Genomic DNA, 26,351 nt, shown 5'->3' with positions numbered 1-26,351 from the left:
CCTAGTCGCGCAGCCGTTCGGCGTGCCAGCGCAGATGCTCTGCCATGAAGGTGGAGATGAAATAATAGCTGTGATCATAGCCCACACGAAGGTTCAGCGTGAGGGCTATGCCAGCCTTCTCACACGCCGCCTGCAATAGTTCAGGTTTGAGCTGCTCGGTCAGAAACGGGTCCGCCCCCCCCTGATCCACCAGCAGCGCGGGCACGCGTGCGCCATCTTCGATCAGGGCGACGGCATCATGCTGGCGCCATGACGCCCCCTCTTCACCCAGATAGCCCGCCAGCGCCTTTTGCCCCCACGGCACCTGCCCCGGCGCGACGATCGGCGCAAAGGCGGACACTGCGCGGAACCGGTCGGGATGGCGAAGACCGATGGTGAGTGCGCCATGCCCGCCCATGCTATGGCCCATGATCGACTGACGGGCCAAGTCGGCGGGAAAATGCGCCCCGATCAGGGCTGGCAGCTCTTGCGTGACATAGGACCACATCTTGTAATGGGTCGCGAAGGGCGCCTGCGTCGCATCGACATAGAAACCCGCACCCAGCCCGAAGTCATAGGCATCCGCCGGATCATCAGGCACAGCCCCGCCCCGTGGGCTGGTGTCCGGCGCAACGAAGATCAGGCCCAGTTCGGCGCAGGCCGCGCGAAACTCGCCCTTTTCCGTCACATTGGCGTGGGTGCAGGTGAGGCCCGACAGATACCAGACCACCGGCAAACTAGCGCCAGGCGCATGGGGCGGTACGAAGACGGAGAATGTCATCTCCGTCTTCGTCTGCTCCGACGCATGGCGATAGACGCCCTGCGTGCCGCCAAATGCCTTGGCCGTCGATATGGTTTCCAGCGCCGTGCTCACCTGCGTCATGCCACCCGGTACAAACCGCACAATTTATTGCCCGCCGGATCACGCATGTAAGCGAGATACAACTTGCCGAAGCTCGCTTCGCGCACGCCGGGCGGATCTTCGCACGTCGTGCCACCCGCTGCGATACCCGCCGCATGCCAGGCATCAGCCTGCTCGGGCGATGCCATCGCAAAGCCAATAGTCCCACCGTTTGCGTGGCAGGCCGGCGCGCCGTCGATCGGCTTGGTCAGCATGAACAGGCCACCTCCATGCATGTAGATGATGCGCCCGTTGTCATCGGCGAAACCCGGCTTCCCGCCGATCGCCTGAAAGGTCGCATCATAGAAAGCCTTGGACGCCTCAATATCCTTGGCGCCGAGCATGACGTGGCTGAACATAGCCTCTCTCCTTTTATCGTTAGAATACCACGACGCTGCGGATACTCTCGCCAGCATGCATCAGGTCGAAGCCCTTGTTGATCTCGTCCAGGGCCAGGACATGGGTGATCATCGGATCAATCTCGATCTTTCCGTTCATATACCAGTCGACAATCTTGGGTACGTCGGTACGGCCCTTCGCCCCGCCAAATGCAGTCCCACGCCAGTTGCGCCCGGTCACAAGCTGGAACGGCCGCGTGCTGATTTCCTTGCCCGCTTCGGCCACGCCGATGATGATGCTGGTGCCCCAGCCGCGATGGCAGGCTTCCAGCGCCTGCCGCATGACGGTCGTGTTACCGGTGCAATCGAACGTGTAATCCGCCCCGCCATCGGTCAGCGCGACCAGATGCGCGACGATGTCGCCATCAATATCCTTCGGGTTTACGAAGTGGGTCATGCCGAACCTGCGGCCCCATTCCTCCCGGTCCGGGTTGATGTCGACACCGATGATCATGTTCGCACCCGCCATCCGCGCGCCTTGCAGCACATTGAGGCCGATGCCGCCCAGACCGAAGATGATGACATTGTCGCCAACCTGCACCTTGGCGGTATTGACCACCGCCCCCACGCCCGTCGTCACGCCACAGCCGATATAGCAACTCGTCTTGAACGGCGCGTCCTCGCGGATTTTCGCGACCGCAATCTCGGGCAGGACCGTGAAGTTGGAGAAGGTCGAGCAGCCCATATAGTGAAAGATCGGCTGTCCCTTGTAGGAAAAGCGGGTCGTTCCGTCCGGCATCAAGCCCTTGCCCTGCGTCGCGCGGATCGCAGTGCACAGGTTGGTCTTGCCCGACAGGCAGCTTTTGCACTGGCGGCATTCGGGGGTGTAGAGCGGGATCACATGGTCGCCGGGCTTCACTGAGGTAACGCCTGCTCCAACCTCGCGCACGATGCCTGCGCCCTCATGGCCCAGAACGGACGGGAAAATCCCCTCGCTGTCCAGCCCATCCAGCGTATAGGCATCGGTATGGCAGATGCCCGTCGCCATGATCTCGACCAGAACTTCGCCCGCCTTGGGGCCTTCCAGATCCAGTTCAACAATCTCCAGCGGCTTCTTGGCTTCGAATGCAACCGCGGCTCTTGTTTTCATGTCTGGCTCCCGAATTTGATGGGGCAGCATCAGTCTTGCGCCCTGTGCAGGCGAATAGGCCTTGCAGGGAGTGAGGGCAAGGTGACAGGCCGTTTAGAAGCGCATGATCGAGTGCTTTTTCTCAGCGCCTGGAGATGGCCGTGATGAAATCTGCAGCCTGCTGCGCGGCGGCAATACCGTCAGGCGAGGTATCGACCTCCACATAGCCCAGCGCAGAGGTAATCGCGGCCAGCCGCGGCAGGATGGCGGCATAGTCCATCTCCCCCTGCCCGACCGGAACGGCCTTGTCGGTGGGAGACTTGCCCCTGCGTCGATCGATGTCCTTAAGATGCAGGGACACCACGCGCGGCCCCAATGCCTTGATCAGCGCCAGCGGGTCCTGACCGCCAAACCAGGCCCAGGCCAGGTCGACCTCGAAGGAAAGCGTCTGGGGCGGGATAGCGCGCGCCATCAGGTCGAACGGCCTTTCGCCATCCAGCGGCGTAAAATCATACCAGTGATTATGATAGGCCAGGGTCAAGCCAAGCGAAGCCGCCCGCTCACCCAATCGCGCCAGTTGCGGCAGCCATCCGTCAAAGGCCGCTCGCGTGGTCTGGCCAAGTTGCCGTCCGGCAATGAACACCGGCGCCGTGGTCATGGCGACGATCTTGGCGCCGATATCCACGGCTTGTCGCAATTGCAGGTCATGGTTGGCGTTGCGGACACCCAGGCGCACCACGCCGACCTCCATCTTCGCCGCGCGCACCATCCGGGCCTTGTCCTGCGGCATAGGTTCATCCGCCGAGGGACCACCATAGCCCGACAGGCGAAAGCCGAAGCGGCGATGGCCAAGCGCCGCGACCCGTTCGAGCGTACCGGCATAGTCACGCGCCAGTTCCCGCGCGACCGTGACATCGGTCAGGTTCAGTTCTGCACGCGATCGTCGAAGGGTCGCTCCCGCGAACGGGCTCGCCAGCGACGCGATACCCAAGGCGGCGGCGCCCGTCAGCGCAGCGCGACGACTGATCACCGCGTCACCTCGATCGCAGCGACCACCGCCTTGCCGCCATTGCCCGTAAAGTCGATCTTGAGCTGTCCGCCCTTCACCGTGACCGGGAAGCTTTTGGCCAACCCGCGCAGCGGACCGCCTGCTTCCTTCAGGACACTGAACGCGGGCAGCACCGTCTTGCCATTGGCGGCGATGATCATCGTCACGGCCTCGTCCCCCGATGTGCGCGGTTCGAAACTGTGGATGGTGACCGTCCATTTGCCATCGGCAACGGGCAACAGATAGGAAAAGACCTCCCCCTCGCGCCAGAAATCATAATAATCGGGATGCTCGGCGGTGACGGTGCGTTCCGCCATCATCCGCCGCCCGCCAAAGCCGCCCATGTTGAGCACGACTGGCCGCCCTCCGGTAACAAAACTGTCCGAACCAAACAGCTTGCCCGCAACGCTATGCCCGGCCAGATCGCCCGCCTCGACCCGAATGCCCTGTTTAGGGTCCGGGCCAGTCCAGACGGCCTCATCCTGCACCGGCTTGCCATCGACCGCAGCATTGACGACAGCCCGGTTATCCCCCGGTTGCAGCGTAACACCCGGCCACAGGCAGATGCGATCGGTACAAGCGACCTCGCCCATCGGCTTGCTATTCAGGGTCAGGCTGGCCCGTGCCGCATTGCTATAGGCCTTCACCTCCATCACGGGATAGGCGCGCGTCGCATATCGCTTGCCCGTCAGATGAATCATGGGTTCAGGGTTCCACTGTGCCTTGTAATAATAGAAGGGCTCCTTCTTCACCTTGCGATCGAACGTGACCAAGCCCTTGGTATTGAGGTCGACCGAATCCCCCTCGCCACGCAGGTCACTGGGAAAATCGAACATGTTCCAGGCCCAACTGGCAAAGATGAACGGACGGTCGCGGATCGCGGGCCAGTTCGCCTCATGCACGAAACTCTCAAACTCCTCTGGCTGGGGGCGACCGGTGAAGTTCAAAAACCCTGCCATGAGGTCGTCGCTATGCTGGCTGATCGCGCCGCCGCCGCCATATTCGGAAATGGAGAGCGGCAGGCCCGGATGTTTGGCATGGAACTTGTCTATCTGCGCGCCCAGTTGCTCGCGCGCCTTCAGCGGCTGCGGATAATACCAGCCATAATAGCGATTATAGCCGATCAGGTCGGTTGCCCCGGCCAGTTGCTCCCCGGCCGTCTTCATCATGCCCAGATCCTCGCAGCAATCGGCGAAGGTCGTGGGCCGTGACGGATCCTCCGCGCGCGCCAGTATATTAAGCCGCTTGAGCAGGGCGAGCGGCCGCATAAGTTCCTTGCCCACGCCAAAGCCCTTGGCCGAGTCCACCTCGTTGCCAACCGACCACATCATGATCGAGGGATGGTTATAATTCTGCCGGATCAACTCCCGTAGTTGATCTTCGGCATTGGCCCACAATTCGGGTGCCCCCTCGCCCCCTTCCAGGCTGGGCGTGGTGACATAGGGCAGCTCCGCCCACACGGCCATGCCAGCGCGATCGGCCTCATCCGACCACTCGTCGGCATGTTGGTAGTGCGCCTGCCGGACGGTGTTGGCGCCCATTTCGCGGATCAGCGCCATATCCTCGGCATGATCCTGTGGCGACAAGCCCCAACCCTTGCCCATGCGGTCCTGATGGCGGGACACGCCGTGCAGCGCTAAATGGCGACCATTCAGAAAGAACCCTTTGTCCGCGTCCACCTTGAACGTGCGGATGCCCAGCGGCTGGGTCACGCGATCGACGGAGCGCCCAGCCTCCAACAGTTCCGCCGTGACGGTGTAGAGATAGGGATCGGCCGTGCCGTTCCACAGATGCGGTGACGGCACGCTCAGCGTCACCTTCACCTCCGTCGCGCCGGTCGCCAGCCTTGCCGGCTGCGTGGACTGCGCCACCTGTCGCCCCTGCGCGTCGCGGATCACCGTCACCATCTGCATCGCGCGATGCATGCTACCGCTGTTCCGCAGCCGGGCAAGGATCGCGATCTTCGCCTTGTCCGGCGCGACCGAAGCGCTGCGAGCATAGAGGCCCGGTCCGCCATGATCGAGCATATCGAAACTCGCCTCATCCACCATGACCAGCGATACACCCCGATAGATGCCGCCATGCACGAAAAAATCGCCTGCCAGGGGGATGGTCTGCGCCGTGGAGTTGCCGATTTCCGGCTTGCTGTTATCGGCCCGCACCGCAATCAGGTTGCGCGCGCCGGGCTTCCAATGGTCGGTCACGTCAAAGCGGAAACGGCTGAAAGCGCCCTTATGCTGCCCCACATGGACGCCGTTGACCCATATATCGGCAATCTTGCTGACAGCGCCAAAGTCCAGATACTGGCGCTGTCCCGTCCGGGCGACCAATCCTGTCCGGGCGACTGGCCCATCGACCGTCAGGCGATACCAGGCGACGCCCTGCTTGTTGTTGGACAGGGGATCGCGTTCCAGACCATAGCTGCCAATCCGGTTCCAGCTATGCGGCACGCTGACATTTTCCCAACCACTGTCATCCAGACCCTCCCGCGCAGGCGCATCATCGGATGCGCCAAAACGGAACCGCCAGCCCGCCGAGAGATCGACAATGCTGCGTCCGGTGGCTTGCGCCGCAGGCGCGGCGCTCTCCTTCGCATAGGTCGTGGCAATGGACGCGACGCCGCACAGGGCAAGGGCAAAGGGCGTCAGCCCGGCCTTAATCGCGTTCCCGATCATAGTTCCTGCTCCCGCCCTTATTTTGGTCAGGCCACAATAGGAAGTCCGGTACTTCATCGTCAACGTGGAAGGGCCTGACCGGAGATAAGCCCAAATATATCGCTTCCCCGATCAAGGCCTCGCGATTGCTCCCATATACGGAATCATCTCAATAAAATGGTAAGGCCAATTATGGGACGCCTGCCGCTACATATCATTATTCATTCGCGGATAGTGTTGCAAAATCGGCCTGGATACGGGCAAGCGCCTCGTCCGTGACCATGTCGGACGCATAGGGCTGGATGTGCCGCAGCGTCATCAACCGCGCCTTGTCGATCTGCGCCTGCGAAGAGAAGCCGGGCATATGCTTGTCCAAAATGGCCTTGGCTGCCGGATCGCCGAGCATCGTGCCGATCTGGGTATCAGCCACGCTATAGCCAGCGGGTTTTGTCGCATGGGCGGGCGCCTGTTGCGCCAAAGCGACGTTGGGGATCGAAACGGCCAGCAGCAGGGCGATCTGGTCAACGGCGCGCATAGATATTCTCTCCGGATATATCGCGCTATCCAAGCATATCTTCCGGTAGCAGCGCCCAGCCCATTTCATGTGTCGCGCTCGACAAAAAGCACGATATTGTCTCATCGCAGCTAAGCCGCCGTAGGCTGCTCGATCGTGTGGCGTTGCTGCAAAGCGCGCGCGAACAGTGAAAAAAGCGCCGCCCAACTGGCGCCAATGCACCAGCCAGCCAGCACGTCGCTGGGCCAGTGCACGCCCAGATAGATACGAGATATGCCGATCGCCAATGTGAGCAGGATCGCCACCACCATGAAGAATATCCTGACGAGCCGGTCTTTTTCGGCGCGAGCCAGCAGCGCCCCCAGCGTAAGATAGGTTATGGCGGAGTTCATCGCATGGCCGCTCGGGAAACTGGTCGTGTGCACCTCTACGAGATGGGCGACAAGATCTGGCCGGGGCCGCGCATAGCCGAATTTGAGTAGCGTACTGGCCAGCGCGCCGACGGCGATAGCGGCGATCAGCAAGACTGCCGTTCCGGATTTTTTGGTGACGAATAGATAGCAGGCAATAAGCGTGGTGAGCAGCGTCAGAACCGTCACGCCGCCCAGGGCCGTGATGTCGATCATTGCGGCCTGAAGCCAGGCGGGGCCGATCGGTATCGATGGATCAGATGCGCTTCGCAGTCCTTGCAGGATCAACCTGTCGAAGGCGAAACTTTCCCCCTCCATCACTTCCGACGCCAGCTTCAAAAACACAAAGCCGCCGGCAGCGATTATGAGGAAGACCATAAGGATGCGGCTGTCGATGCGATGCCCCCGCCACGCGGAACGAGAGCGAATGAGTTTCTGCAACGCGGTCATATATTGAAAAAGGCGCTTCCGGTCGAACCGGAAGCGCCTTCCCAAAAATCAACCGTTCAGCTTGTCCTTGACCGCCTTGGCAGGCGTGAAGGCCAGCTTCTTGGCTGCGGCGATCTGAATGGTTGCGCCGGTTGCCGGATTGCGGCCTTCACGGGCCGGGCTATCCTTGACCTTGAACTTGCCAAAGCCGTTCAGCGAGATTTCCTCGCCCTTTGCCGCTGCATCCGTGATCGCGGCGAACACGCCATCGACCAGCTTGCGCGCATCGGCCTTGTTGACGCCGTTCGCTGCGGCGAGGGTATCTGCAAGATCGCTGTTGTTCATATTCCGGAACTCCCATGTTTTTTGGTGAAGACGACATAGCGGCGGGTCGCGCGTCGGTCCATGGCTCATCGCAGCCATTCTTCAAGGTTTTTGCGCCCTGCCCTTCGCGCGAAGAGGCCCGCCTCACGGCCTTGATCGGTGCGCTTCATCGCTCGGCACTATGCTTGGCTGCTATGATGGGGCTATTGGCGCCCTCAACAACTGCTCTCTAACGGATGCCATCCGCGTGCCTGATACCAGCCTGCCCATCTGCGTTGCCGCGCTTTACAAATTCACGCCCTTTGCCGATTGCGAGGCAATCAAGGGGCCGCTGGCGGCGCTATGTTCTTCGCTTGGGATCAAGGGCACGCTACTGCTCGCCCGCGAAGGCATCAACGGAACGATTGCAGGGTCGGATCAGGCGATCGCGCAGATTCTGGCCCATATCCGCCAGTTGCCGGGCTGCGCGGAGTTGGACGTCAAGCTTTCGCGCGCAAGGACGCCCCCGTTCCATCGCATGAAGGTACGAATCAAGCGCGAGATCGTGACGATGGGCGAGAGCGAGATCGACCCGCTGACCGGCGCTGGCCATTATGTCGCGCCCAAGGACTGGAATGCGTTGATCTCAGACCCCGGCACGATCGTCATCGACACGCGTAACGACTATGAAGTAGGCATCGGCACCTTTGCCGGCGCGATCAATCCGCAAACGCACACATTTCGGGATTTCCCGGCCTGGTTCCGCGCGGAACGCGAGCGGCTATTGGGAACAGGCACACCGCCCAAGGTCGCGATGTTCTGCACCGGCGGCATCCGCTGCGAAAAATCGACCGCCTTCCTGAAGGCAGAAGGACTGGATGAGGTGTACCACCTTCAGGGCGGAATCCTCAAATATCTGGAAACCATCCCTGCGGAAAACAGCCTTTGGGATGGTGAATGTTTCGTGTTCGATCAGCGCGTGGCGGTGGGCCACGGCCTTGCGCCGGGCACACATCTCATCTGCCACGCCTGTCGCAGGCCAGTGAATGCAGAGGATAGCGCGTCCCCGCTCTATCGTGAGGGCATCAGTTGCCCGGCCTGCCATGACGAACGCACCGATGACCAGCGCGCCAGCTATGCCGAACGGCAACGGCAGGAAAGCCTCGCCGCAGCGCGCGGCGAATCGCATATCGGCGCGTCCAGCGACGGCCCCTGATTGAACGGCCCCTGATTGAAACAGGCTGGCGACGCCACCGCCGCCAGCCCTTATAATTATCCGCCGAAATTAACCTTCAAGCGAACCCCGACTGTCCGCGGCCTGCCCTGGAAACCATAGGAGAAGAATGGAGCCTGCTCACCAATGGACGAGTAATATTTCTCGTTGAGAAGGTTGGTGGCAAAGATCGCCAGGTCAAACTGGCTGCCCGCAACGGAGGACCAGTCCAGATTGGCATTCACGGTTTCGAACGCATCGAGGATACCGTTCGCCGACGCATAGGATGCAATGCGCTTGGCCGTGTAGGAATAGGTCGCCGCCACACGGACCTTGCCGATGTCACGTGACAGCGGCAATTCATAGGAAGCCGTCGCCGTCAGCTGATGCTTGGGTGCATAGGGCAAGGCCACGCCTTCCGATGGCACGTTGTTATATTGCGTAAACGGCGAATCGATGGCGCTCAAGTCCGGCAAGTTGATCGAAAGCAGTTCGGTATTCAGATAGGCATAGCTGCCTGACAGGTTGAAGCCGGGGAAGGGCGTAATATTGGCCTCTGCCTCTATACCCCAGATGCGGGAGGAACCGGCATTGACGATCACAACCGTTGGCTGAATGCCCGTGCTGACCGGAGCCGCGACGCCTGCCTGCAACTGCTGGTTGGTAAAATCGTTGTAGAAGCCGGTGAGGTTGAAGGTGCCCGAAACGGCGCCATGGAAACTGGCCTTCAGACCCGCTTCATAGGTATCGACCTTTTCCGCGTCGAACGACTGGAACCCCGGAGGGCCATAGGGATTGACTGCGCCCTGACGATAGCCGCGGCTCCATTTGGCATAAAGCAGGACATCGTCGATCGGCTTATATTCCATGCCGACCATCCAGGTCGGTGCCTTGGTACTCGTCGCGAAAGACTGGCTGCACGCACCCGTGCTGGCGACCTCTACCGCAGGATTATTCAGGCAGGACAGGACATAGCGGTTCTGAGCGCCGGAAATCTTATACACGGCCAGTTCGGACGTTGATGCCGAATTATCCCAGGTGTAGCGGATGCCGCCACTGATGCTCAACCTGTCGGTCAGCTTGAACGTCGCCTGACTGTATAACGCCTTGTTCCGGAAACGCATCTTGCCGACCTGATAACCGATGCTGCCGAACGGCGCGCCGCCGGTCAGCGCGGACAGCGGATCAGTACACTGGAAGGTCCGGGCATCGGGGCAGTTGAGGAAGAAGGGCGACTGCGTTCCCGTCACGCTGAGCGGATTACTCTCTTCATAATAGGCGCCAGCCTGCCAATCGAGCCGCCCGCCAAAGGATGTGCCCTGGAATTGCAGTTCCTCGGTCATCGTTTCCTGATCGTTAGTCCGGCCGTTGCCAGCCCACGGCACCTGCCGGGTGAAGGTCAGCGGTGCGCCCGCGATCGGACCGAAAGATGCGGGCAGAATGAAATGCGTGCCCAGCGTCTCGGACTGCTGGCTGTTCGTTGCCTGCGCATAGGACACGATATTGCGCAGCCGGATGTCGTCCGTCATCTGCCAGGTGGTGGTGTTGATCACCTGCCACTGCGTCGCATGGCTATAACTATCCTCAACGCCACTCTGGACGCCATAGAAGCCGTCCTTCTTCTGACGGTCGATCGTGCCGCAGGCCAATATGCCAAAGGGCGCTGCTGCCGGATTGCAACTGATCATTCCGGGCACCGGACCATTGGTGTCCGACCGCGAGAAGCTGGCGATCGTGTAATTTTCAAGGTCGGGGGTAAGATTGACGAGCAAGCTCGCGCGGGCCGAAATATAATGGGTATCACCAAAACGCTTGGGACCAATGCCCGAGCCATTTTTGAGATAACCGCCCTGATCCATGAAGTCGGCGCCGATGCGCAGCGCTGCATCGTCGCTCAGCGGGACGTTCATCACGCCCTGGAGGCGCTTCATGTCGTAATTGCCGTAAGATGCCTCGGCATAGCCTTCGAAACGATGTTCGGGGCGGTGCGGCACCAGCAGGATCGCCCCGCCTGTGGTATTACGACCAAACAACGTGCCCTGCGGGCCTTTCAGAACCTGGACGTTCTGCAAGTCGAAGAAAGCACCGGGGCCAGCGCCGTCGCCCGCCGGGGTCGAACCACCGCCGCGTGGGGCAACGACTTCGGCAAAATAGACCCCGACCGAAGAGGTCGTGCGAAGCTCCTGCGTAAAACCGCGGATCGCAAAGCTCGAACTGTTGGTGCCGAAACGACCGTTCGACGCAAGCGAAGGCGTGAAGGCCGCCAGGTCGGAAGCGTCCGTGATATTGCGATTGTCGAGTTGCTCCTGACTGAACACAGTGATCGACGCCGGAACATCCTGCAGGCTCTCTTCCTTTCGGCGAGCGGTCACGACGATGTCGCCAGATGCGTCGTCGGCCTCTTGCGGCGCTGCGCTGGCGGCATCGCTTTGCGCCAATACCGGCATCGCCACGAAAAGGCTCAGCGCGGTCGAGGTGTAGAGAGCGGATTGCAGTAATGGTCTAAACATCAGATCCTCATTTCCTCTTTATTTTTGCATTCATTGTGCGACATTTGGTGGAGCGACATTGGCGTGGATCACGTCCCCGAAATGTGGGCCAGCACCTCAAAATAAAGCCGCTTTTGCTTGCATTTTTCGCGGACGCGGTACGTTCTGCAAAGTCGAACTGGCAATGCGGAAGGGCGTTAAACTGACCGCCGCAAAGACCTGCCGGTCGCGGCACCCTCACCCAGACAGTTCACCAAATGCTATATTCGTGCAGAATTCACCATTCCGCTCCTTTATTCATAATATATTTATCATTATTCATGAATATACATGGGTATTTCGTGCAGAGAAAAATTGCGTATTCGGTATATATCGGAGACCTAGAGTAATAAATTCACCAGGGATCAACCAAAATTTGATGGAATACCGGAAATTTCACTATATTTTGGACTGCAATCGCGGTGGCGTTATTGTAAGAAGGCCTATGATACAGAGTGTATCAATTCTGAATTGCTATCGCTGTCATTTTTCACGAATGCGAAATGTAAGAACCACAATCCATCACTTGAAAAAGGTCCAGAATCGCACCCGGGGGCTTTATCTGATATGCAAGAGAGGCGATCCGGGCCTGTTGGATCGATGCAGGTGATTGGCGTGAAGCATTGCACTAATCAACGGCACGAAAGCGCCGCTTGCCCATGCGATCTGCGGCACCCAGCCCTCTGGACCGTCGCTGCCAGTCCAAGGCTACACTGAATTACAGCGCAAATATCCTTTTTCGAACATGGCAATTCTGGCTGCCAGTTCAGCGTCCGGGATCACTTCATCAGGATGGCCCAATGCCGCCCGAAAGCCGCGCGCACCAACCGCGACGTCGTAAAAGACACCTGCTGCAAGCCGGGAGTCGAGCGGCTCTATGCTGCCTCGCGCAGCGAGCGTGTCGAAAATCTCTGCAATGGCGCCATCCAGAGCGATCCTCCCGTGCTGGACCACTTCGCCTACCAACTCGGGATAATGCCCAGCTTCAAGCATGATCGCCCGCTCGGAGGCGATCAATGCCTTGGAAAGCGAATGTTCGATAAGTTGACGCGCCAAATGTGTCAGCACCTCTCTCACGGATTGATCGGGCGCCGGGATGGAGAACTCCAGATGCGAATTGCGGATGTGCAACCTGTCATAGGCAGCGCGAAACAGCGCGTTCTTGTCGCCAACCAATTCATAGATGGTACGCTTGGTGAAACCCGCCTCTCGCCCGACCGCATCAAGGGTCGTATCCGCAAAGCCCTTCGCAAAGAACATATGCGCGGCGACATCAATGATCCTGTCCCGCCGCCGGGCGATATCGCCTGCCGTGATGGGAGGTCGCCCTCGTGGTCGCCCGGCATTTGGCCCGGATATGGAATCGGGAGGAGAAGCGATGGACATCAGCCTATTATGTCCTGCCTGACGAAGCTGACAAGAAGCCGCGAACCATATCAAGCGCCAGCTTGTCGATGCTCAGTCGCCACCTCAATGAGCCGTCGTCTTTGTCGCTTCCATGGAGAGAGCCGATGAGCCAAGCAGATCGTCGGTCGTCGCGATATTGTCGACATGCGACTGCAGCATGTCTCGCAAAGCCATATGCAACGCCTCGTCGCGAACCCGCGGCATCAGTGTATTGAGCGTGCGAACCACCCAGGCCTGACCGCGGTTGAGGAAAGCCAGTCGCTCCTGCACATCGGGGATTGCCATTGCCTTTTCATAAAATGCACCGCGCTTGCGTGACGGCGCCCCTGCAAGGCGCTTGATCTGAACGGACAGCATGGCGCACCAGCGCGCCTCATCCGCGCCCACCTTTTTCATGAGTTCCGCGACGCCGCCACTGCCCGCGCGTCGGGTGGTACGCGCGACGTGCGCGCCAGCCCGCTCGGCTTCGAGCAAGACGTTCAGCGCCGCAATCAATTCATCCTTACCGGCATAGCCCATATAGATATCGTCCGCTTCCGCACCGTAGCAAACAGGAGAGGCTGGCTCGTTGGTCATAGCAGAACCTCCGCTGCGGCCCGCAAACCGTTGCGTATCCGGTCCATGACACCGGGCCGCCGGGGCGCTGCATAAAGGACGGCAACGTCAAGCGATCCATTCTGCACCATGATCAAGCCGCAAGAAGCGCGTCGGCGGGACCGAAAAACGCATAGTGGATTCGATCCGATGCTACACCCGCCAGGGACAGGGCAGAGACGGCTGCGCGCAGGAACGGGCTTGGCCCGCAGACATAATAGTCCGCGTCGTTCACCGGCGTATTAGCGAGAAGCCATTCGTCTGTGATAAGACCAGCATGATCATAGTCCCGTCCCGGCACTTCGTCGGCAAGCGGCGTTTGATGGAAATCCTGAACGATGAAATTGGGTCGGCCGTCCGTCAGGGATCGGACATGCTCGCGCATGGCATGGGTTTTGCGATCATGCGTGCCATGGATATAGTGGACACCCAGTTGCGGATGCTGCTCGGCAATCGTCTCGAACATGGAAATCATGGGCGTCAGGCCGACACCGCCCGATAGCAGCACTACCGGACGTTCTGGATGCCCTGACAGGAAGAATTCCCCGGCCGGCGGCGCAACCTTCAGGACCGTTCCGGCGCGCACATTGTCGTGCAGCCATCCTGAAGCCAGACCCTGCGGTTCACGCTTCACCGAAATGCGGTAGCTCATCCCGTTGGGCGCATTGGACACCGAATAGTTGCGCTTGACGGGCGTGTGCCCAGGAATCTCGAACCAGAAAGTCAGATATTGACCGGGTTTGTGCCGGATAACTGCACCGCCATCGACCGGCCGCAGGATGAAGGAATGGATGACGCTGCTTTCGCGAATAACCTCGTCGACGACGAAGTCCCGCCAGCCGCTCCAACCGCCATCGGCCGTTTCCAGATCCTGATAAATCCGCTTTTCGCGGGCAATCAATATGTTGGCAAGGAACCAATAGGCTTCGCCCCAGGCCGCCAATATCTCATCCGAGGCGGCGTCTCCCAGAACCGTCTTGATCGCACCCAAAAGAGCCTCGGCCACATGCGGATAATGTTCGGGCAGTATCTGCAGGCCGACATGCTTCTGCGTGATGCGTTCGACGGCGGGCGCCAACGCACCGAGATTTTCGATATTATTGGCATAAGCGAGGATCGCCCCGGTCAACGCACGCGATTGCGAACCGGCAGCGCCATGATGCGACTGGTTGAACAAGTCACAAATGTCCGCATTCTGGAACATACGCGCATACATCTCATTCACGATGTCGAGACCATGGGCCTCAAGGGCTGGTACAGTAGCTTTGACAAGCGCGATCGTTTGCTCGCTCAGGGTCTGCGACATGTATTTCTCCTAATTTTCCAGGGCTTGGGGATGAAGGGTCAGTCCGTTCCGGACGGCTCCAGCTTGAAGAACAGGGCCAGTTGAAGGCTTTCGGCAATCCGCGCGGCTTTTGACTGAAGCGCGGCGGCGGCATCCACAGCCATCAACTCGTCCGTCGCCTGCTTCCAGATGACAAGCCAACGCGCGAACAGGGCTGGTGTGATGCGATCGCGATGTTTGGCATGGGCGGGAACTGGCTGCCCCTTGTAGCGGCCAGTCGTCAGCATCACCGACGACCAGAAAGCGACCAATTTATCCAAATGCTCCGGCCAATCTTCGATGGCGTCGTTGAAAATTGGCCCGAGATCCGCGTCAGCGCGCACACGGGCATAGAAGGTCGCCACCAGCCGCTCCAGCGCCACCTCATCAATCTGTGCACTCGGCTCCATGACTCGCACTCCAATCATGCATATTCAGTACATCTATGCTTGCGGGCAAAAACATGCAATAAAAAAGCATGTAATAGACAACTGATGGAAACCGCATGCGTCTCACGCGCTACACCGACTATGCGATGCGGGCCTTGCTGTATGTCGGGACGCGAACGGATCGTTTGTGCCAGATTGGCGAAATTGCGCATGCCTATGGCATTTCGCAAAATCACCTCATGAAAGTCGTCAATGATCTGGTGAATGCCGGCTATCTCGAAGGCGTCAGGGGACGGCAGGGCGGTATCCGACTTGCCCGTCCAGCGTCCCAGATCAATGTCGGAACCGTTATCCGTCACACTGAGGGTGGATTTGATCTTGTCGATTGCGGCAGTTGCGTGGTCGCGCCAGCCTGCGGATTGACGGGCGCGCTGCAAAAGGCGCTCGCGGCATTCCTTGAGGTGCTTGACGGCTATTCTCTCGCGGACATCATGATCAAACGGGACATGCTGGGCACCCTGCTTTTCGACCGGGCCGAACCATCCGACAATGAACAAGAGGCCTTATGATGAGGATCATGAGCGCGCACTATCTCTAGTTCTTGCCCTCTCCCCGGCTTGAAGCCTGGCCCAACGTAGCGCGAGCCGTAAGCAGGACGCCGGTAAAAAGACGTATCGTCACGCCGCACCCGAGCGACATGCGGAAATGCCTCTCGCAAAATGCGCTTGGCGACCCACTTAACCTCCTGGACATCGGGCGCTCTCGCTTCGCCGATGCAGGCAATCATGACGGGATACTTCCTGTGTGACATGTTGAGGGGCATTCCTTCTCCTTGCGGGTAGAACGACCTTTGTTCAAATATATCGTATTACGATATTAATCACAGCAGGTGGAAAAGCGTGAACATGAAGGGCGATGTGCCACCGCTCCAAGGATCCAGGAACAACCCGCTGCTAAATATGTCCCGTTCCGTCCCTGAAGGGTAGACAGTCGTCTGCCAGATGATCGATCAAGGCTCTCACCGATGGCAGCAACCCCCTTCGTGACGGGAATATGGCGTGCACGGAAATATTGGGAGAGTTCCAATCGGGCAGGAGTTGCAAGAACTTACCTTCACGCAGGTCGCGCAATCATCAGATTGGGCATTTGCACAATGCCCATTGCGGCGAGGGCGGTCGATCGCAATGCTGACAAGTCATCACTGACAAACAGCGGTACAAATTAAGCGGAAGCCAGCGCAGGAAAGGCTGCCAGTTCGAAAGGCTGGATTGGCGCCGCCCGCTTCTCAATCAATGACGGCGCTGCAACATCCCGACCCTCATCAGGGACGCAGAGATGCCGCTCCGGCAGCCGCCACGCAATCCCTATCCGCGCGAGTCCCCGCTCACACCCAGCCCGACAAAGCGCGCCCTGTGCATCTCCCCCTGACGATGGCTGCTGCGTGCCTTCAACAAGTCCTGTCGCGACAGGATTCCGACGACTTTGCGGGTCTGTTGATCGACGATCGGTATGCGAGCGATGCCAGAAGCCACGATCAGGTCAGCCACAACGCCGCTTAGGGTTTCCGGATAGGCCACGGGTTGCGACGCGTCGGACAGACTGTCCGCCAGGCTTGTGTCGCCATCTTTGTCGTTGATCCGCCAGCGCAACGCGTCGCTGCGTGAAACCAGGCCGATGAGGCAGTGCGCGGAATCCACCACCGGATAGCTGCGATGCCTGGCCTGTTCTGCGAAAAATGCCAGCGCCTCGCTGATCGTCATCGTTCCGGGCAGTGTCTCCGGATTGGCGGTCATCAATTGATCAGCCTGCATGAAATCCAGCGGATCAACGGAATATTCCTGCAAGATATGTCGGCCGCGCCGCGCGATTTTCTCGGTCAGGATCGACCGGCGCATCAGCAGCACGCTGACGGCATAGGCGCCGCCTGCCGCGGCAATGGTGAACGACAGGGCTTCGAAGTGCCCCGTCAACTCTACCGCGAACAACGCGCCAGTGATCGGCGCGCGCATCGCGCCACTCAAAATCCCTGCCATGCCGATCATGGCCCAGAAGCCCGGATCACCCGGCAGGAACTGACCGATGAGGCATCCAAGCGCCCCGCCGAGGATCAGAAGCGGCGCCAGTACGCCGCCGGATGTGCCGGAACCAAGCGCCACGAGCCAGACGACCGCCTTGATCGCAAGCAGGGCCAGGATCGCCCGCAGCGTAAGCGAACCGTCCAGCAAAGCCTGGATACTCTCATAACCCGCGCCCAGGACATGGGCATCCATCAGACCCCCTACGCCGACAACGATCGCTCCAATCGCCGGCCACCACATCCAATGCATGGGCAAGCGATGGAAAAGATCTTCGATACGATAGAGCGCGCCCGACAGCAGGGTCGCTTCCAGCCCCATGACGATGCCAAGGCCCGCGGCGGCAACCAGCGCCCAAAGGCTGGACGGCATGACGAACGCGGCGGGGAACATTGGGCCGCTGCCGATCAGGGTCGGACGCCAGGCAACGGATATCAGCACGGCCACCACGACAGGGACGAAGCTGCGCGGTTTCCATTCGAACAGAAGCACCTCGATCGCCAGCAGGATGGCGGCAAGGGGCGTTCCGAAAATCGCGGTCATGCCAGCGGCGGCCCCGGCGACCAGCAGCGTCTTGCGTTCGGCGGCGCTCAGATGGAAGCATTGGGCAAAAAGCGATCCGATGGCGCCGCCCGTCATGATGACCGGCCCTTCCGCACCGAATGGCCCGCCGCTTCCGATCGATATCGCCGATGAAAGCGGCTTGAGTATGGCGACCTTGGCGGACAGGCGGCTTTCCCCGAACAGGATCGTCTCGATCGCCTCAGGGATACCATGGCCCCGGATCTTGTCCGAGCCATAGCGTGCCATCACCCCGATGATCAGGCTGCCAACCACCGGAATGACGATGATGGCGAGGCCGACCTGCGTATCGGCAATGCTGGCATGGTCCAGCGAGAGGCGGCCAAACCAGAAGAGATTGGTGGCCAATGCTATCAGTTGCAGCAGAAGCCACGCCCCCAACGCTCCCCCTGTGCCTACCGCGATCGCCATGAAGGCGAGCATGATCATACGCCGATCAGCGCTATGATCTGCGAGGCGAGGATTATCGGCTATTTCGTGCGATGCTGGCGTCATTGCGTTACCTTGCTGCGTTGCGGGGTCGCCATTATATCGTATTACGATGTTTTTCAAGAAGGTGTCGAAGCATGAACCGGAATGTCAGTGACCTGCACGACGCGGACTACGCCGCGCTCGCGGATTTCCGTTTTGCGCTGCGTCAATTCCACGCATTCAGCGACGAACGGGCCAGGGAAACCGGCCTGACACCCCAGCAGCATCAGGCCCTTCTGGCCATTCGTGGCGCCGAAGCGGGCCAGTCGACCATTGGCTATGTCGCCCAACGGCTGCTGCTGAAGCCCCACAGCGCCACAGGGCTGATCGACCGTCTTGAAACACTGGATCTAGTCACGCGCCATGTGGCCCCGGAGGATCGGAGACGCGCAGTCCTGCATCTGACGGACAAGGCCCTCACCCTGCTGGCCGCGCTTTCCGCAACCCATCGGGAGGAAATCCGTCGCCTCAAACCCCTGCTGGAAGGCATGTTGTCCCGGTTCGACTGATATTACACTGGTCGTTCAGGGTAAGGCGGCGGCAGCTATCGCCAGAAGCGTTTCAGATCGATCAGTTCCTCCCAGGCATTGTCGGCACGCTTGATCAGCTTCTCACGCCGGGATTCGCCAAGCAGTTCGACAACGCCAGATTGGCCATGAAGGTCAAGGCTATCGATCAGTTCCTGCGCGGTCTTGTGATCGTTCAGCGTTCCGAGTTTCTCCTGCAACAGCTCCAGTAATTTTGTGAATTTCGCTGCCTTGCGCTCCTGCCGAGGCAGGTCAAAGAAGTCTGCAAAAAAATCGGAAGCATAACGGAGCTTCTTGGCATCTTTCCGCACCTTATGCCGATCCTCATCGGTCCCGGCTTTCAGCCTGCGGCCATGTTTCTTGATCCGCCTGTGTAGCTGATCGAGCGCTTCGCCTGCAAAGTCTCTGCCCGCCCTGCTTTGGATGCCAACGCTCTCCCGTTCGCGCAGCCAATGGCGCCCATCAATCCATTGCAAAAGATCAAGCATCAACGCGCGAACATGGTCTGATGCCAGTTCCTCTTTGACGCGCGCATACGCCTCGACCCTGGCCTCATCAATGCGCCGTCGGAGAGGTTCGACGGTACATCTATCGCGCAGGACGTCGAGGTTTCGGGCCTGTCCAAGTACCGCCGACAGATCGCGCAATGCAGCATTGAACTTGTCAGCACGGTCGCCGCCGAGCATCGGCTTGAAGATCGTGAACGCGGAACGCAAGCGCCGGAGCGAGACTCGGGCTTGATGCAGGGCCGCCGACTGCCATGCTTCGAGCAGCACCGCCTCATTCAAACGGTATTGCCTAAGGCAGGACAGGGCAATCCGACGGAAGGCTTCGGCGGCTATCACCTCGCCATCCAGCGGTATCGGCTCAGCCTTGCGTGCCTCTACCGCCGGGCCAAGTAGCCCGTAGCCACGCTCCGCCTTGCTGAGCATAGCCAGCCGAACCGGCACTATCGCGTCCAGTTTTCGGGCAAGGCTGAACAGATCGGCGGGATCGCCGGACTTAAGCTCAAGCTCGATTTCGCTGACCAGCGATTCCCGTCCGGCCACTTTGGCAGCGCCCCGATCGATGACGAGTTCGATGTGCGATTCGCTCTCTTGCAGCATCCAGGTGCGCCGTTCGATCAGGACCTCAAAGGCAGGCGCCAGTGCGCTTGCTCTTTCGCCCAGAAGTTTGGCCAATTCCCCGTCCGCGTCGATAACAGGCTCGTCATTCTTGACCGCCATTTCCCATTCGGAACGGGCGAAAAGACCTGCAGCTGGGCCGCTGGCTATCTTGATTGTCTGGATGCGTTTCCGCCCCTCCCGCCGAATACGCAGAGATATGCCTTCTGACAGAAGGGTTTTGCCTGGGGTATCGAAATAAATAGCGCGTTGCTTGACGATGTGCGCCGAACCGCTCAGCAGGTCGGAAGCCTCCAGAAATGCGGCGGCTTCCGGCGCGATTTCCAGCTTGAGTTCGGTTTCAATCGCCACCCGCCCTGTCCTTTCCATGCCTGGTCTCACTTATAGACCAACACATCATCGAAAGCGATTTTCCGCAGGATCCTTCTCCATCATTTCCATGAAATCGCGCGCGGCATCCCGATCCACGGGATTTTCGAAAGCATCGAGATCAGGCGCGGCTCCCAACAGAAACAAAAGCGACCAAAGGGCAAAGCGTCGGCCGCGATCGGTCTCCAGGCCGAAATCCACGCGCATCCTTTCGACACCCGCCGCAATCGCGGGGGCCGGGACCGCGTCAAGATCCACAGATCCAAAATAGCGGCGAAGCTGGTCGTCAAAGGTCATGCTTGCCTTCACCTTGTTTGATTAATGGCTAAGGTTTCCGATCATCGCATACAGCAATCAAGGGGTGCAACCGATCATCAGAGCGTCAGCGCGTCAGATGCGCCTTGTCACAATCGCCCGGATATGCGCATGGAGGCATATCTATCGCCGTCTGATGAATGCCGATCCGGCCAACGCTGCGCGCGATACAAGCTGATAGGATCATCAATGGGCCAGCTGCGCACAGCCAATAACCGGCGCAACCGCGCCATTCGTCAGACTGCCGCGCGCAAGCAAGCGGCGGCGATCGAGAAGACTGCCGCTGCCGCCAAGACCGCTACTCCGCCGGCAAAGGCCACCTCCTGAACGCCGCCATCGAGGCCCGGGATCTACCCGTCGAATTGATCGACACGGCAGATATTCCAGGCGGTGGCCAGTTGCAGCTGAAGCAACGCGGCGACGATTTCGCGATCGAATATGGCGAAACCCAATTGATGGTGAGCTGGGCCAGCAGGTCCGAGGAGGCGTTGGCGACGCTTGCGTGCCAGCGGATGGGCATGGAGCACGGCCGCATGCTGATCGGTGGGCTTGGCATGGGGTTTACGCTGAGCGCAGCGCTCGCGGCCTTGCCTGGAAGCGCGAGCGTTGTTGTCGCCGAACTTGTCCCCAAGGTCGTGGAATGGGCCAGAGGGCCGCTGGCGCATCTGTTCGGCGGAACGCTGGACGATCCGCGTGTGGCGATAGAGATTTGCGATGTCCACGACATCATTTCCGGGCCGCCCGAACAATTTGATGCGATCCTGCTGGACGTTGACAATGGGCCGGACGGGCTGATCAGCGCGGCCAATGACCGCCTTTACTGCGATTGGGGACTGCGCGCGGCCCATACGGCGTTGCGGCCCGGTGGCGTGCTGGCGATCTGGTCAAGCTATCCTGAACATGGCTTTGCCGACCGTCTGGAGGACGCCGGATTCATGGTCGAAGAGGTCAGCCTGCGTACCGGTGAGCGCGGTCGGGGCGCCCGGCATGTGATTTGGCTGGCGATACGGGAAAGCTGAGCGGAACAGGTCGCTCGATTCCGGCACTCCGCTACCCTTCGGCAAGCACCTTGGTCACTTCGTCGAGGCTTCCCTTCACAACGACGTAATTGCCCTTCTCGAAATTCACCGCGCTGGCGTCGCTTCCCCCTCTATACCGTCGTACAAAATTCACACGATCTGCATTGAGAGTGATTGGCTCCCCGTCAGGGGTCTCGAATTGCACATATCCGTTCATGGAAGCCCTTGTCCGTAAAAGATCATACTAGCGTGTCCGCCCCAACTTCGCACCATCGTCCAAATAAAAAGCCACCGATCAGCGGCCGAATTTTGGACTCTGGGTCGCCAGCTTCTCATCCTCCTCATCAGCCCGCCGCTCCGCTGCCGCGTTCGCAAACAGCATGACAAGCTGAAAGCCATTCTCCTTGCTGAATATCTGCATCGTCAGCTTTGGCGGGCGAACGCCACGGGATACCGGCACCCAGTCGCGGACGTCTGCTGGCAGCCACGCAATCCGATCATTCGGATTCGCCGACAGAACCGCGACGGGAGCGGCCTCTCCCGCGCGGATCGAGAGCATCGGGAAGGATCGCGACGGTCGGGCATGGCGCACGATGCCATCCTTGATGAAGACGAACGCGCACATGGCCTGTGTCAGATCGACATAACGACTTGCCGCCGTTTCGAGGGTAACATTGTAAGCAGCGGCAATGGCGGGCAGATGCGTGACTGTCGGCTTGCCCAGGCCGTCGACGAATGTGGTGAACAATGGCTTTGGCATCAGCAGGCCAGCGGCGAAGCGGTTGGCCTGCATCTCTTCCTTGCGACGCGGGGTATCACGCCGGTTTTCGCCTAGGTCGCGGCTGGTGCAGTGCCGGTCGCCGCGCTGCGCCTTGATGAGAAAATGTCCGAGCTGATGTGCGATGGCAAAGCGGCGACGCTGCGCCGACAAACCAGCCGCGCACAGGATGACACCCTTTGTCTTGTCGATGTCCGCCATCATCGCGCTCGTTGGGCCTTCTGCTTCGGAAACGCGAAACTCGATGATTCCGGCATTTCTTGCGATCGCCTCGACATCCACCGGAGCACAAAGATCTGGATGATGCTTCATTATCGCGACGAGCAGCGTCTCCGGAGATCCACAATCCGCCAGTTCCTTCAAGAGTGCGCTATTCTGCATTCCCGCGCTCGTATCGCAAACATGCTCGATGCGCGACGATTATGGAGTGTTCAGGACTTCAGTATCTGGCCTGCCGCAGCCGGGCACCTATCCTGAAATTCGGGAAAGAGGTGCTCGACCGCGAACTGGAGGTCGTCCGGGCCGGGGAGCAGGCCGAAATGATCCAATACGCCCTTCACCAGCCTTGCTTTGTGCGGACCGATACCCGGCAGCGTCTCCAGACCGGGGAAATCAGGATCGGCAAGCCTGTCCGCCAGGTCGCCGAGCGTTCGATAGCCCGAGGCAGTCAGACGCTTTCGCAGACCGGTCGGCAGGATGGACTGGCTGACCGGCAGATCGCGATCCGTGGAGTCCGGCTTTGCCCTGCGCAGCCTTGTGCGCGCGCCCTTCTCCCGCTTCAATGTTCGCCGGATGTGACCAAGCTGGCCGGAGGTAAGCGCCAGCGTGCGGCCTATATCCCGATAGGAACGGCCTGAAGCCCGCAGTTCACGCGCTTGTTCCAGGTTCAAGATTGCCTGTTCGGCCTGGCTTAGCATTGATCAAACATCAGCATTTCCCTTCGCACCTTGTAAAGCTGTGGATCAGCCCGATCTTCATACTGCCCATAAACGGAGTAAGCCATGATGCTCACGGGACGCGAAATGCGGTCGACCATTGACGAGGATGGCGTCCTCACCCTGTCTCTGGAGAATGTCGCCATCGGCGATCCGGGCGATGACGAAATCATCGTGCGCGTGGAGGCTGCCCCGATCAATCCGAGCGACCTTGGCCTGCTGCTGGGACCGGCAGATATCGCTTCCCTGGCGACCGCTGGCGCAGGTGGCGGGGCCACGCTCCTGTTCAACGTCCCGAAGGACAGGCTTGCGGGCGTGCGCGGTCGGCTCGGTCAGTCACTGTCGATCGGGAACGAAGCGGCAGGCACGGTAGTCGCAGCGGGCAAGAACGCGACGGAACTGGAGGGCAAGCGCGTTGGGATGATCGGCGGCGGCATGTATGCCGACTATCGCAGGATTCGCGCGGCGGATGTCATCCCTCTGCCAAAGGGTGCCAGCACCGCAGACGGCGCTTCCATGTTCGTGAACCCGCTCACGGCGCTCGGCTTTGTCGAGACGGCGCGGCGTGAAGGACATAAAGCCATCGTCCACACCGCCGCTGCGTCCAATCTTGGGCAGATGCTCCAGAAAATCTGCCTTGCCGACGATATACCGCTCGTCAACATCGTCCGCTCCGCCGAGCAAGCGCAGATTCTGCGCGAAATCGGCGCAACCTATGTCCTCAACAGCAAGGATGACGATTTCATCGCGCAGCTCACGGATGCCCTGCAACAAACAGGCGCAACGATCGCCTTCGATGCCATTGGCGGCGGAACGCTGGGCAATGATATCCTGCAAGCCATGGAACGGGCAGCCATCCGCGCCATGACAGACTATAGCCGCTATGGTTCCGATACGTTCAAACAGCTCTATATTTATGGCGCGCTCGACACAGCTCCGACTGTTCTCAACCGTCTGTCGTTCGGATTCCAGTGGGGCGTAGGGGGCTGGCTCCTCTTCCCGTTTCTGCGCAAGGCCGGCAAGGAGGTGGCAGAACAGATGCGCCAGCGGGTCGTGGACGAACTGACCACCACCTTCGCCAGCCACTATACGCGCGTCATCGGTTTGGCGGACGCCTTGAATCCCGATATACTGCGCGCCTATGAACGAAAGGCCACGGGCGAGAAATTCCTGATAAAGCCAACCCTGGGTTAAGCTGCTCCGGTCCGGTTAACAGCATCAGACGCGCCGTTAGCTATTCACACGCGGCCTGAATTCCAGATCAACGGGGCGCATCACCCCATCCGACCTGATCTTGACACGAACAAAGCCCTGCTGGTTCCGGTCCGCGAGCCTGCGTGAAAGCGCAATCGCGCGGTCTTGCGACGTGAACATAATACCGGTTTCCAGCCCCCGCACCTCGCGACGCGTACCCAGAGTGGCGTGGACGACGATCGCACACCCTTCCGTCGCTTGCGAGCCGACCTGATCTTCTGAAAAAGGAAGTGCGCGAACCCCGGTGATATTTGGTGCAACACCCTCTATGCACAGCCGACTGGCATGGGTCGGATCAAGAGCGGCCGACACTTCACCCCGCCGGTCCGCTGACGGCCTGTTCACCGGCCAGTCATAGCGATATTGGACGAAATGCCCGCGCAGCAAGTCTCTTGGGTCATAGCCGTTGATGGGAACGAGCCAATCCTGCCCCTGTTGGGCCAGGCGATAGGTTGCCCCCCATGTGTAAGCGAGCACGATCAATGGCAGGAGAAGGGCGGCCGCCAGGCAGGTGCGAAGGGGCACAGGCCTAGTCATGCGCCATCCCCTGCGCTGGCGCATAGCGTTTTGAGACATGCACCGTCGCCCAGGCAACGGCCATCGCAAAGATGCCTGAGAGGATAAGACCGACGCCATTCCCTAAAAGATCGTCGTTCAGCTCGAAACTGAGGATGATGATCCGCACGGCGATCAGCCCCACGGCGAGCTGGAAAATACGACGCCAGCCAGCATAGTGCGCGCCAGCGGCAATGGCGCCCCATAGGATAAGGAAAAAAAGGCTGCTCATCCATGGCCCCCGGTCTGGATCGCTAAGATCGAGCAGCAGCGCCTGACCGGTATGCAACACCGCTGCAACGCCCAGAATCCTGGCCGTAGCCTCGCCAGATCGCGTCCGACGAGCGACAAAGATCGCCGCCGCCGCTCCGATCAGCGCCAGACTTTGAACGGCGACGCTGCCAAAGAGATAGTCTGAGCGGCTTTCCCATCCTCGGACGATGATGAGGATGGTGAGGCCGGCGAGGATCGTGGCAATGGCCAGTTGTTCCAGAAGTCGCCAGAAAGCGGGGCGTACACTGATTCCGCGCATGGCTGCCGAAAACGCCGCGATCACCATCGGCGGACAGGCGATCAGTCCCCAATAGAGTGCGGGGTGGGAGGGTGGCGTCGCGTGCGTCCCCCACAGCCACACATGGCCATATTCATCAGCATGAGACCATGCCGTCCCCAGCACGCCAACCATCCACAAAGTGGCAATCGGCCACCCCCTTCCGAACAGCAACAGGAGCGGCGAGAACAGGATAAGCCAGGCCAGCAACGGCTGCCAAAGCGGAGAGGAGGTTTGATAGACCTGACCAGCATGGGCGAAGAATGTAAGCCCAAGGACAGCAGCGACAAAAAGCCCGCCGTCACTGAAATAGTCGTTCTTCTCCCTTTTGGGCAGATACACCCAAAGCCATGCTGCAAGCCCAACCATGAGGATAAAGTGAGCGGCCAGTCGGAGTTCCCCCGATATCGCGTCCCAATTGGCCGCGACCACCGACACGATCCCCAGCCCGATGGTCAGAGCGCCCAGTCCGACAATCGCCCACACGCCCAACGGTCGCGCATGTCCGGCTTCCCAGACCCGGACTCTTTCCGCAGTCTCAGCATCTATCAGGCCGGCACGTTGCCATGCTTTGAGTTTGCGCTCCGACATGGCCCCTCACATTGTTCAGGGAACAGATTAGCTGGCTCGGGATGAA

At 59.9% G+C, this 26,351-nt stretch carries 26 protein-coding genes; 6 read left to right on the top strand and 20 right to left on the bottom strand.

Features of this window, described 5'->3' with window-relative positions:
* Position 1 precedes the first annotated feature (1 nt).
* The 8 genes from fghA to WFR25_RS03225 all read right to left on the bottom strand — a co-directional run bounded on the left by fghA (position 2) and on the right by WFR25_RS03225 (position 7,816).
* Positions 2–841 (bottom strand): S-formylglutathione hydrolase, encoded by an 840-nt coding sequence (gene fghA / locus WFR25_RS03260; protein WP_336974637.1) that lies wholly within the window; start codon positions 839–841, stop codon positions 2–4.
* Between the two features lie 17 nt (positions 842–858).
* On the bottom strand, positions 859–1,239 hold the full coding sequence (locus WFR25_RS03255; protein ID WP_336968481.1) for a VOC family protein: 381 nt from the start codon (positions 1,237–1,239) through the stop codon (positions 859–861).
* Positions 1,240–1,258: 19 nt separating this feature from the next.
* A complete protein-coding gene (locus WFR25_RS03250; RefSeq protein ID WP_336968479.1) occupies positions 1,259–2,368 on the bottom strand; it encodes an S-(hydroxymethyl)glutathione dehydrogenase/class III alcohol dehydrogenase in 1,110 nt (369 codons plus the stop codon).
* A 121-nt stretch (positions 2,369–2,489) separates the two neighbouring features.
* Positions 2,490–3,377 carry a sugar phosphate isomerase/epimerase family protein gene (locus tag WFR25_RS03245; protein WP_336968477.1) on the bottom strand — a complete coding sequence of 296 codons (888 nt, stop codon included), beginning with the start codon at positions 3,375–3,377 and terminating at the stop codon, positions 2,490–2,492.
* The gene (locus WFR25_RS03240; protein WP_336968475.1) at positions 3,374–6,070 is read right to left on the bottom strand and encodes a glycoside hydrolase family 2 TIM barrel-domain containing protein; all 2,697 of its coding nucleotides are present in this window, start codon (positions 6,068–6,070) and stop codon (positions 3,374–3,376) included. Before WFR25_RS03240 ends, WFR25_RS03245 begins: the two co-directional genes overlap by 4 nt.
* Positions 6,071–6,266: 196 nt before the next feature.
* Complete coding sequence (locus tag WFR25_RS03235; RefSeq protein WP_336968473.1) at positions 6,267–6,584, bottom strand: hypothetical protein; 318 nt, start codon at positions 6,582–6,584, stop codon at positions 6,267–6,269.
* 110 nt (positions 6,585–6,694) lie between these two features.
* Positions 6,695–7,351 (bottom strand): phosphatase PAP2 family protein, encoded by a 657-nt coding sequence (locus WFR25_RS03230; RefSeq protein ID WP_336968470.1) that lies wholly within the window; start codon positions 7,349–7,351, stop codon positions 6,695–6,697.
* Positions 7,352–7,471: 120 nt separating this feature from the next.
* Entirely contained in the window at positions 7,472–7,816 is a 345-nt protein-coding gene (locus WFR25_RS03225; RefSeq protein WP_336968468.1) for an HU family DNA-binding protein, read from the bottom strand.
* A gap of 157 nt (positions 7,817–7,973) precedes the next feature.
* On the opposite strand from WFR25_RS03225, the gene trhO reads away from it, so the two are divergent.
* A complete protein-coding gene (gene trhO, locus WFR25_RS03220) occupies positions 7,974–8,921 on the top strand; it encodes an oxygen-dependent tRNA uridine(34) hydroxylase TrhO (RefSeq protein ID WP_336968467.1) in 948 nt (315 codons plus the stop codon).
* Positions 8,922–8,977: 56 nt separating this feature from the next.
* Here the strand turns inward: trhO and WFR25_RS03215 are convergent, their stop codons facing one another.
* The 5 genes from WFR25_RS03215 to WFR25_RS03195 form a co-directional block, all read right to left on the bottom strand.
* Positions 8,978–11,428, bottom strand: coding sequence for a TonB-dependent receptor (locus WFR25_RS03215; protein WP_336968464.1), 2,451 nt, complete (start codon positions 11,426–11,428; stop codon positions 8,978–8,980).
* 726 nt (positions 11,429–12,154) lie between these two features.
* Positions 12,155–12,832, bottom strand: coding sequence for a TetR/AcrR family transcriptional regulator (locus WFR25_RS03210; RefSeq protein ID WP_336968462.1), 678 nt, complete (start codon positions 12,830–12,832; stop codon positions 12,155–12,157).
* 84 nt (positions 12,833–12,916) lie between these two features.
* Complete coding sequence (locus WFR25_RS03205) at positions 12,917–13,429, bottom strand: DUF6306 domain-containing protein (protein ID WP_336968461.1); 513 nt, start codon at positions 13,427–13,429, stop codon at positions 12,917–12,919.
* Between the two features lie 112 nt (positions 13,430–13,541).
* Positions 13,542–14,753 carry an NO-inducible flavohemoprotein gene (hmpA, locus tag WFR25_RS03200; protein ID WP_336968459.1) on the bottom strand — a complete coding sequence of 404 codons (1,212 nt, stop codon included), beginning with the start codon at positions 14,751–14,753 and terminating at the stop codon, positions 13,542–13,544.
* 38 nt (positions 14,754–14,791) lie between these two features.
* Positions 14,792–15,181: a group III truncated hemoglobin gene (locus WFR25_RS03195; protein ID WP_336968456.1), complete on the bottom strand. Its 390-nt coding sequence runs from the start codon at positions 15,179–15,181 to the stop codon at positions 14,792–14,794.
* Positions 15,182–15,276: 95 nt separating this feature from the next.
* Between WFR25_RS03195 and WFR25_RS03190 the strand changes: the two genes are divergently transcribed.
* Positions 15,277–15,729 carry an RrF2 family transcriptional regulator gene (locus WFR25_RS03190; RefSeq protein WP_336968453.1) on the top strand — a complete coding sequence of 151 codons (453 nt, stop codon included), beginning with the start codon at positions 15,277–15,279 and terminating at the stop codon, positions 15,727–15,729.
* 795 nt (positions 15,730–16,524) lie between these two features.
* Here WFR25_RS03190 and WFR25_RS03185 read toward each other — a convergent pair.
* Complete coding sequence (locus tag WFR25_RS03185) at positions 16,525–18,246, bottom strand: chloride channel protein (protein ID WP_336968451.1); 1,722 nt, start codon at positions 18,244–18,246, stop codon at positions 16,525–16,527.
* 137 nt (positions 18,247–18,383) lie between these two features.
* Between WFR25_RS03185 and WFR25_RS03180 the strand changes: the two genes are divergently transcribed.
* Positions 18,384–18,797, top strand: coding sequence for a MarR family winged helix-turn-helix transcriptional regulator (locus WFR25_RS03180; RefSeq protein WP_336968450.1), 414 nt, complete (start codon positions 18,384–18,386; stop codon positions 18,795–18,797).
* 35 nt (positions 18,798–18,832) lie between these two features.
* On the opposite strand, the gene WFR25_RS03175 is transcribed toward WFR25_RS03180, so the two are convergent.
* Together WFR25_RS03175 and WFR25_RS03170 are read right to left on the bottom strand one after the other, a co-directional pair.
* Positions 18,833–20,290 (bottom strand): CYTH and CHAD domain-containing protein, encoded by a 1,458-nt coding sequence (locus WFR25_RS03175; RefSeq protein ID WP_336968449.1) that lies wholly within the window; start codon positions 20,288–20,290, stop codon positions 18,833–18,835.
* Between the two features lie 45 nt (positions 20,291–20,335).
* Positions 20,336–20,605 carry a hypothetical protein gene (locus WFR25_RS03170; RefSeq protein ID WP_336968447.1) on the bottom strand — a complete coding sequence of 90 codons (270 nt, stop codon included), beginning with the start codon at positions 20,603–20,605 and terminating at the stop codon, positions 20,336–20,338.
* A 207-nt stretch (positions 20,606–20,812) separates the two neighbouring features.
* Between WFR25_RS03170 and WFR25_RS03165 the strand changes: the two genes are divergently transcribed.
* The gene (locus WFR25_RS03165) at positions 20,813–20,950 is read left to right on the top strand and encodes a hypothetical protein (protein ID WP_336968446.1); all 138 of its coding nucleotides are present in this window, start codon (positions 20,813–20,815) and stop codon (positions 20,948–20,950) included.
* 35 nt (positions 20,951–20,985) lie between these two features.
* Positions 20,986–21,642 (top strand): spermidine synthase family protein, encoded by a 657-nt coding sequence (locus WFR25_RS03160; protein WP_336968444.1) that lies wholly within the window; start codon positions 20,986–20,988, stop codon positions 21,640–21,642.
* Between the two features lie 295 nt (positions 21,643–21,937).
* On the opposite strand, the gene WFR25_RS03155 is transcribed toward WFR25_RS03160, so the two are convergent.
* Positions 21,938–22,801 carry an ImmA/IrrE family metallo-endopeptidase gene (locus tag WFR25_RS03155; RefSeq protein WP_336968442.1) on the bottom strand — a complete coding sequence of 288 codons (864 nt, stop codon included), beginning with the start codon at positions 22,799–22,801 and terminating at the stop codon, positions 21,938–21,940.
* 50 nt (positions 22,802–22,851) lie between these two features.
* Positions 22,852–23,310 (bottom strand): hypothetical protein, encoded by a 459-nt coding sequence (locus WFR25_RS03150; protein WP_336968439.1) that lies wholly within the window; start codon positions 23,308–23,310, stop codon positions 22,852–22,854.
* Between the two features lie 111 nt (positions 23,311–23,421).
* Between WFR25_RS03150 and WFR25_RS03145 the strand changes: the two genes are divergently transcribed.
* Positions 23,422–24,549: a zinc-binding dehydrogenase gene (locus WFR25_RS03145; protein WP_336968438.1), complete on the top strand. Its 1,128-nt coding sequence runs from the start codon at positions 23,422–23,424 to the stop codon at positions 24,547–24,549.
* A 36-nt stretch (positions 24,550–24,585) separates the two neighbouring features.
* Here the strand turns inward: WFR25_RS03145 and WFR25_RS03140 are convergent, their stop codons facing one another.
* Together WFR25_RS03140 and WFR25_RS03135 are read right to left on the bottom strand one after the other, a co-directional pair.
* Positions 24,586–25,146 (bottom strand): GDYXXLXY domain-containing protein, encoded by a 561-nt coding sequence (locus WFR25_RS03140; RefSeq protein ID WP_336968437.1) that lies wholly within the window; start codon positions 25,144–25,146, stop codon positions 24,586–24,588.
* Positions 25,139–26,305: a DUF2157 domain-containing protein gene (locus WFR25_RS03135; RefSeq protein ID WP_336968434.1), complete on the bottom strand. Its 1,167-nt coding sequence runs from the start codon at positions 26,303–26,305 to the stop codon at positions 25,139–25,141. Before WFR25_RS03135 ends, WFR25_RS03140 begins: the two co-directional genes overlap by 8 nt.
* Positions 26,306–26,351 lie beyond the last annotated feature (46 nt).

The organism is Sphingobium aromaticiconvertens, assembly GCF_037154075.1.
Taxonomy (GTDB): domain Bacteria; phylum Pseudomonadota; class Alphaproteobacteria; order Sphingomonadales; family Sphingomonadaceae; genus Sphingobium; species Sphingobium aromaticiconvertens.
This window is presented reverse-complemented; position numbering and strand designations above follow the sequence as displayed.

Bases quoted from the DNA above. Each gene is read 5' to 3' on its own strand.
- WFR25_RS03255 (WP_336968481.1), bottom strand. From the start codon at position 1,239: ATGTTCAGCCACGTCATGCTCGGCGCCAAGGATATTGAGGCGTCCAAG.
- WFR25_RS03250 (WP_336968479.1), bottom strand. From the start codon at position 2,368: ATGAAAACAAGAGCCGCGGTTGCATTCGAAGCCAAGAAGCCGCTGGAG.
- WFR25_RS03240 (WP_336968475.1), bottom strand. From the start codon at position 6,070: ATGATCGGGAACGCGATTAAGGCCGGGCTGACGCCCTTTGCCCTTGCC.
- WFR25_RS03235 (WP_336968473.1), bottom strand. From the start codon at position 6,584: ATGCGCGCCGTTGACCAGATCGCCCTGCTGCTGGCCGTTTCGATCCCC.
- WFR25_RS03230 (WP_336968470.1), bottom strand. From the start codon at position 7,351: ATGGTCTTCCTCATAATCGCTGCCGGCGGCTTTGTGTTTTTGAAGCTG.
- WFR25_RS03225 (WP_336968468.1), bottom strand. From the start codon at position 7,816: ATGAGCCATGGACCGACGCGCGACCCGCCGCTATGTCGTCTTCACCAA.
- WFR25_RS03215 (WP_336968464.1), bottom strand. From the start codon at position 11,428: ATGTTTAGACCATTACTGCAATCCGCTCTCTACACCTCGACCGCGCTG.
- WFR25_RS03210 (WP_336968462.1), bottom strand. From the start codon at position 12,832: ATGTCCATCGCTTCTCCTCCCGATTCCATATCCGGGCCAAATGCCGGG.
- WFR25_RS03205 (WP_336968461.1), bottom strand. From the start codon at position 13,429: ATGACCAACGAGCCAGCCTCTCCTGTTTGCTACGGTGCGGAAGCGGAC.
- hmpA (WP_336968459.1), bottom strand. From the start codon at position 14,753: ATGTCGCAGACCCTGAGCGAGCAAACGATCGCGCTTGTCAAAGCTACT.
- WFR25_RS03195 (WP_336968456.1), bottom strand. From the start codon at position 15,181: ATGGAGCCGAGTGCACAGATTGATGAGGTGGCGCTGGAGCGGCTGGTG.
- WFR25_RS03190 (WP_336968453.1), top strand. From the start codon at position 15,277: ATGCGTCTCACGCGCTACACCGACTATGCGATGCGGGCCTTGCTGTAT.
- WFR25_RS03185 (WP_336968451.1), bottom strand. From the start codon at position 18,246: ATGATCATGCTCGCCTTCATGGCGATCGCGGTAGGCACAGGGGGAGCG.
- WFR25_RS03180 (WP_336968450.1), top strand. From the start codon at position 18,384: ATGAACCGGAATGTCAGTGACCTGCACGACGCGGACTACGCCGCGCTC.
- WFR25_RS03170 (WP_336968447.1), bottom strand. From the start codon at position 20,605: ATGACCTTTGACGACCAGCTTCGCCGCTATTTTGGATCTGTGGATCTT.
- WFR25_RS03165 (WP_336968446.1), top strand. From the start codon at position 20,813: ATGGGCCAGCTGCGCACAGCCAATAACCGGCGCAACCGCGCCATTCGT.
- WFR25_RS03155 (WP_336968442.1), bottom strand. From the start codon at position 22,801: ATGCAGAATAGCGCACTCTTGAAGGAACTGGCGGATTGTGGATCTCCG.
- WFR25_RS03145 (WP_336968438.1), top strand. From the start codon at position 23,422: ATGATGCTCACGGGACGCGAAATGCGGTCGACCATTGACGAGGATGGC.
- WFR25_RS03140 (WP_336968437.1), bottom strand. From the start codon at position 25,146: ATGACTAGGCCTGTGCCCCTTCGCACCTGCCTGGCGGCCGCCCTTCTC.
- WFR25_RS03135 (WP_336968434.1), bottom strand. From the start codon at position 26,305: ATGTCGGAGCGCAAACTCAAAGCATGGCAACGTGCCGGCCTGATAGAT.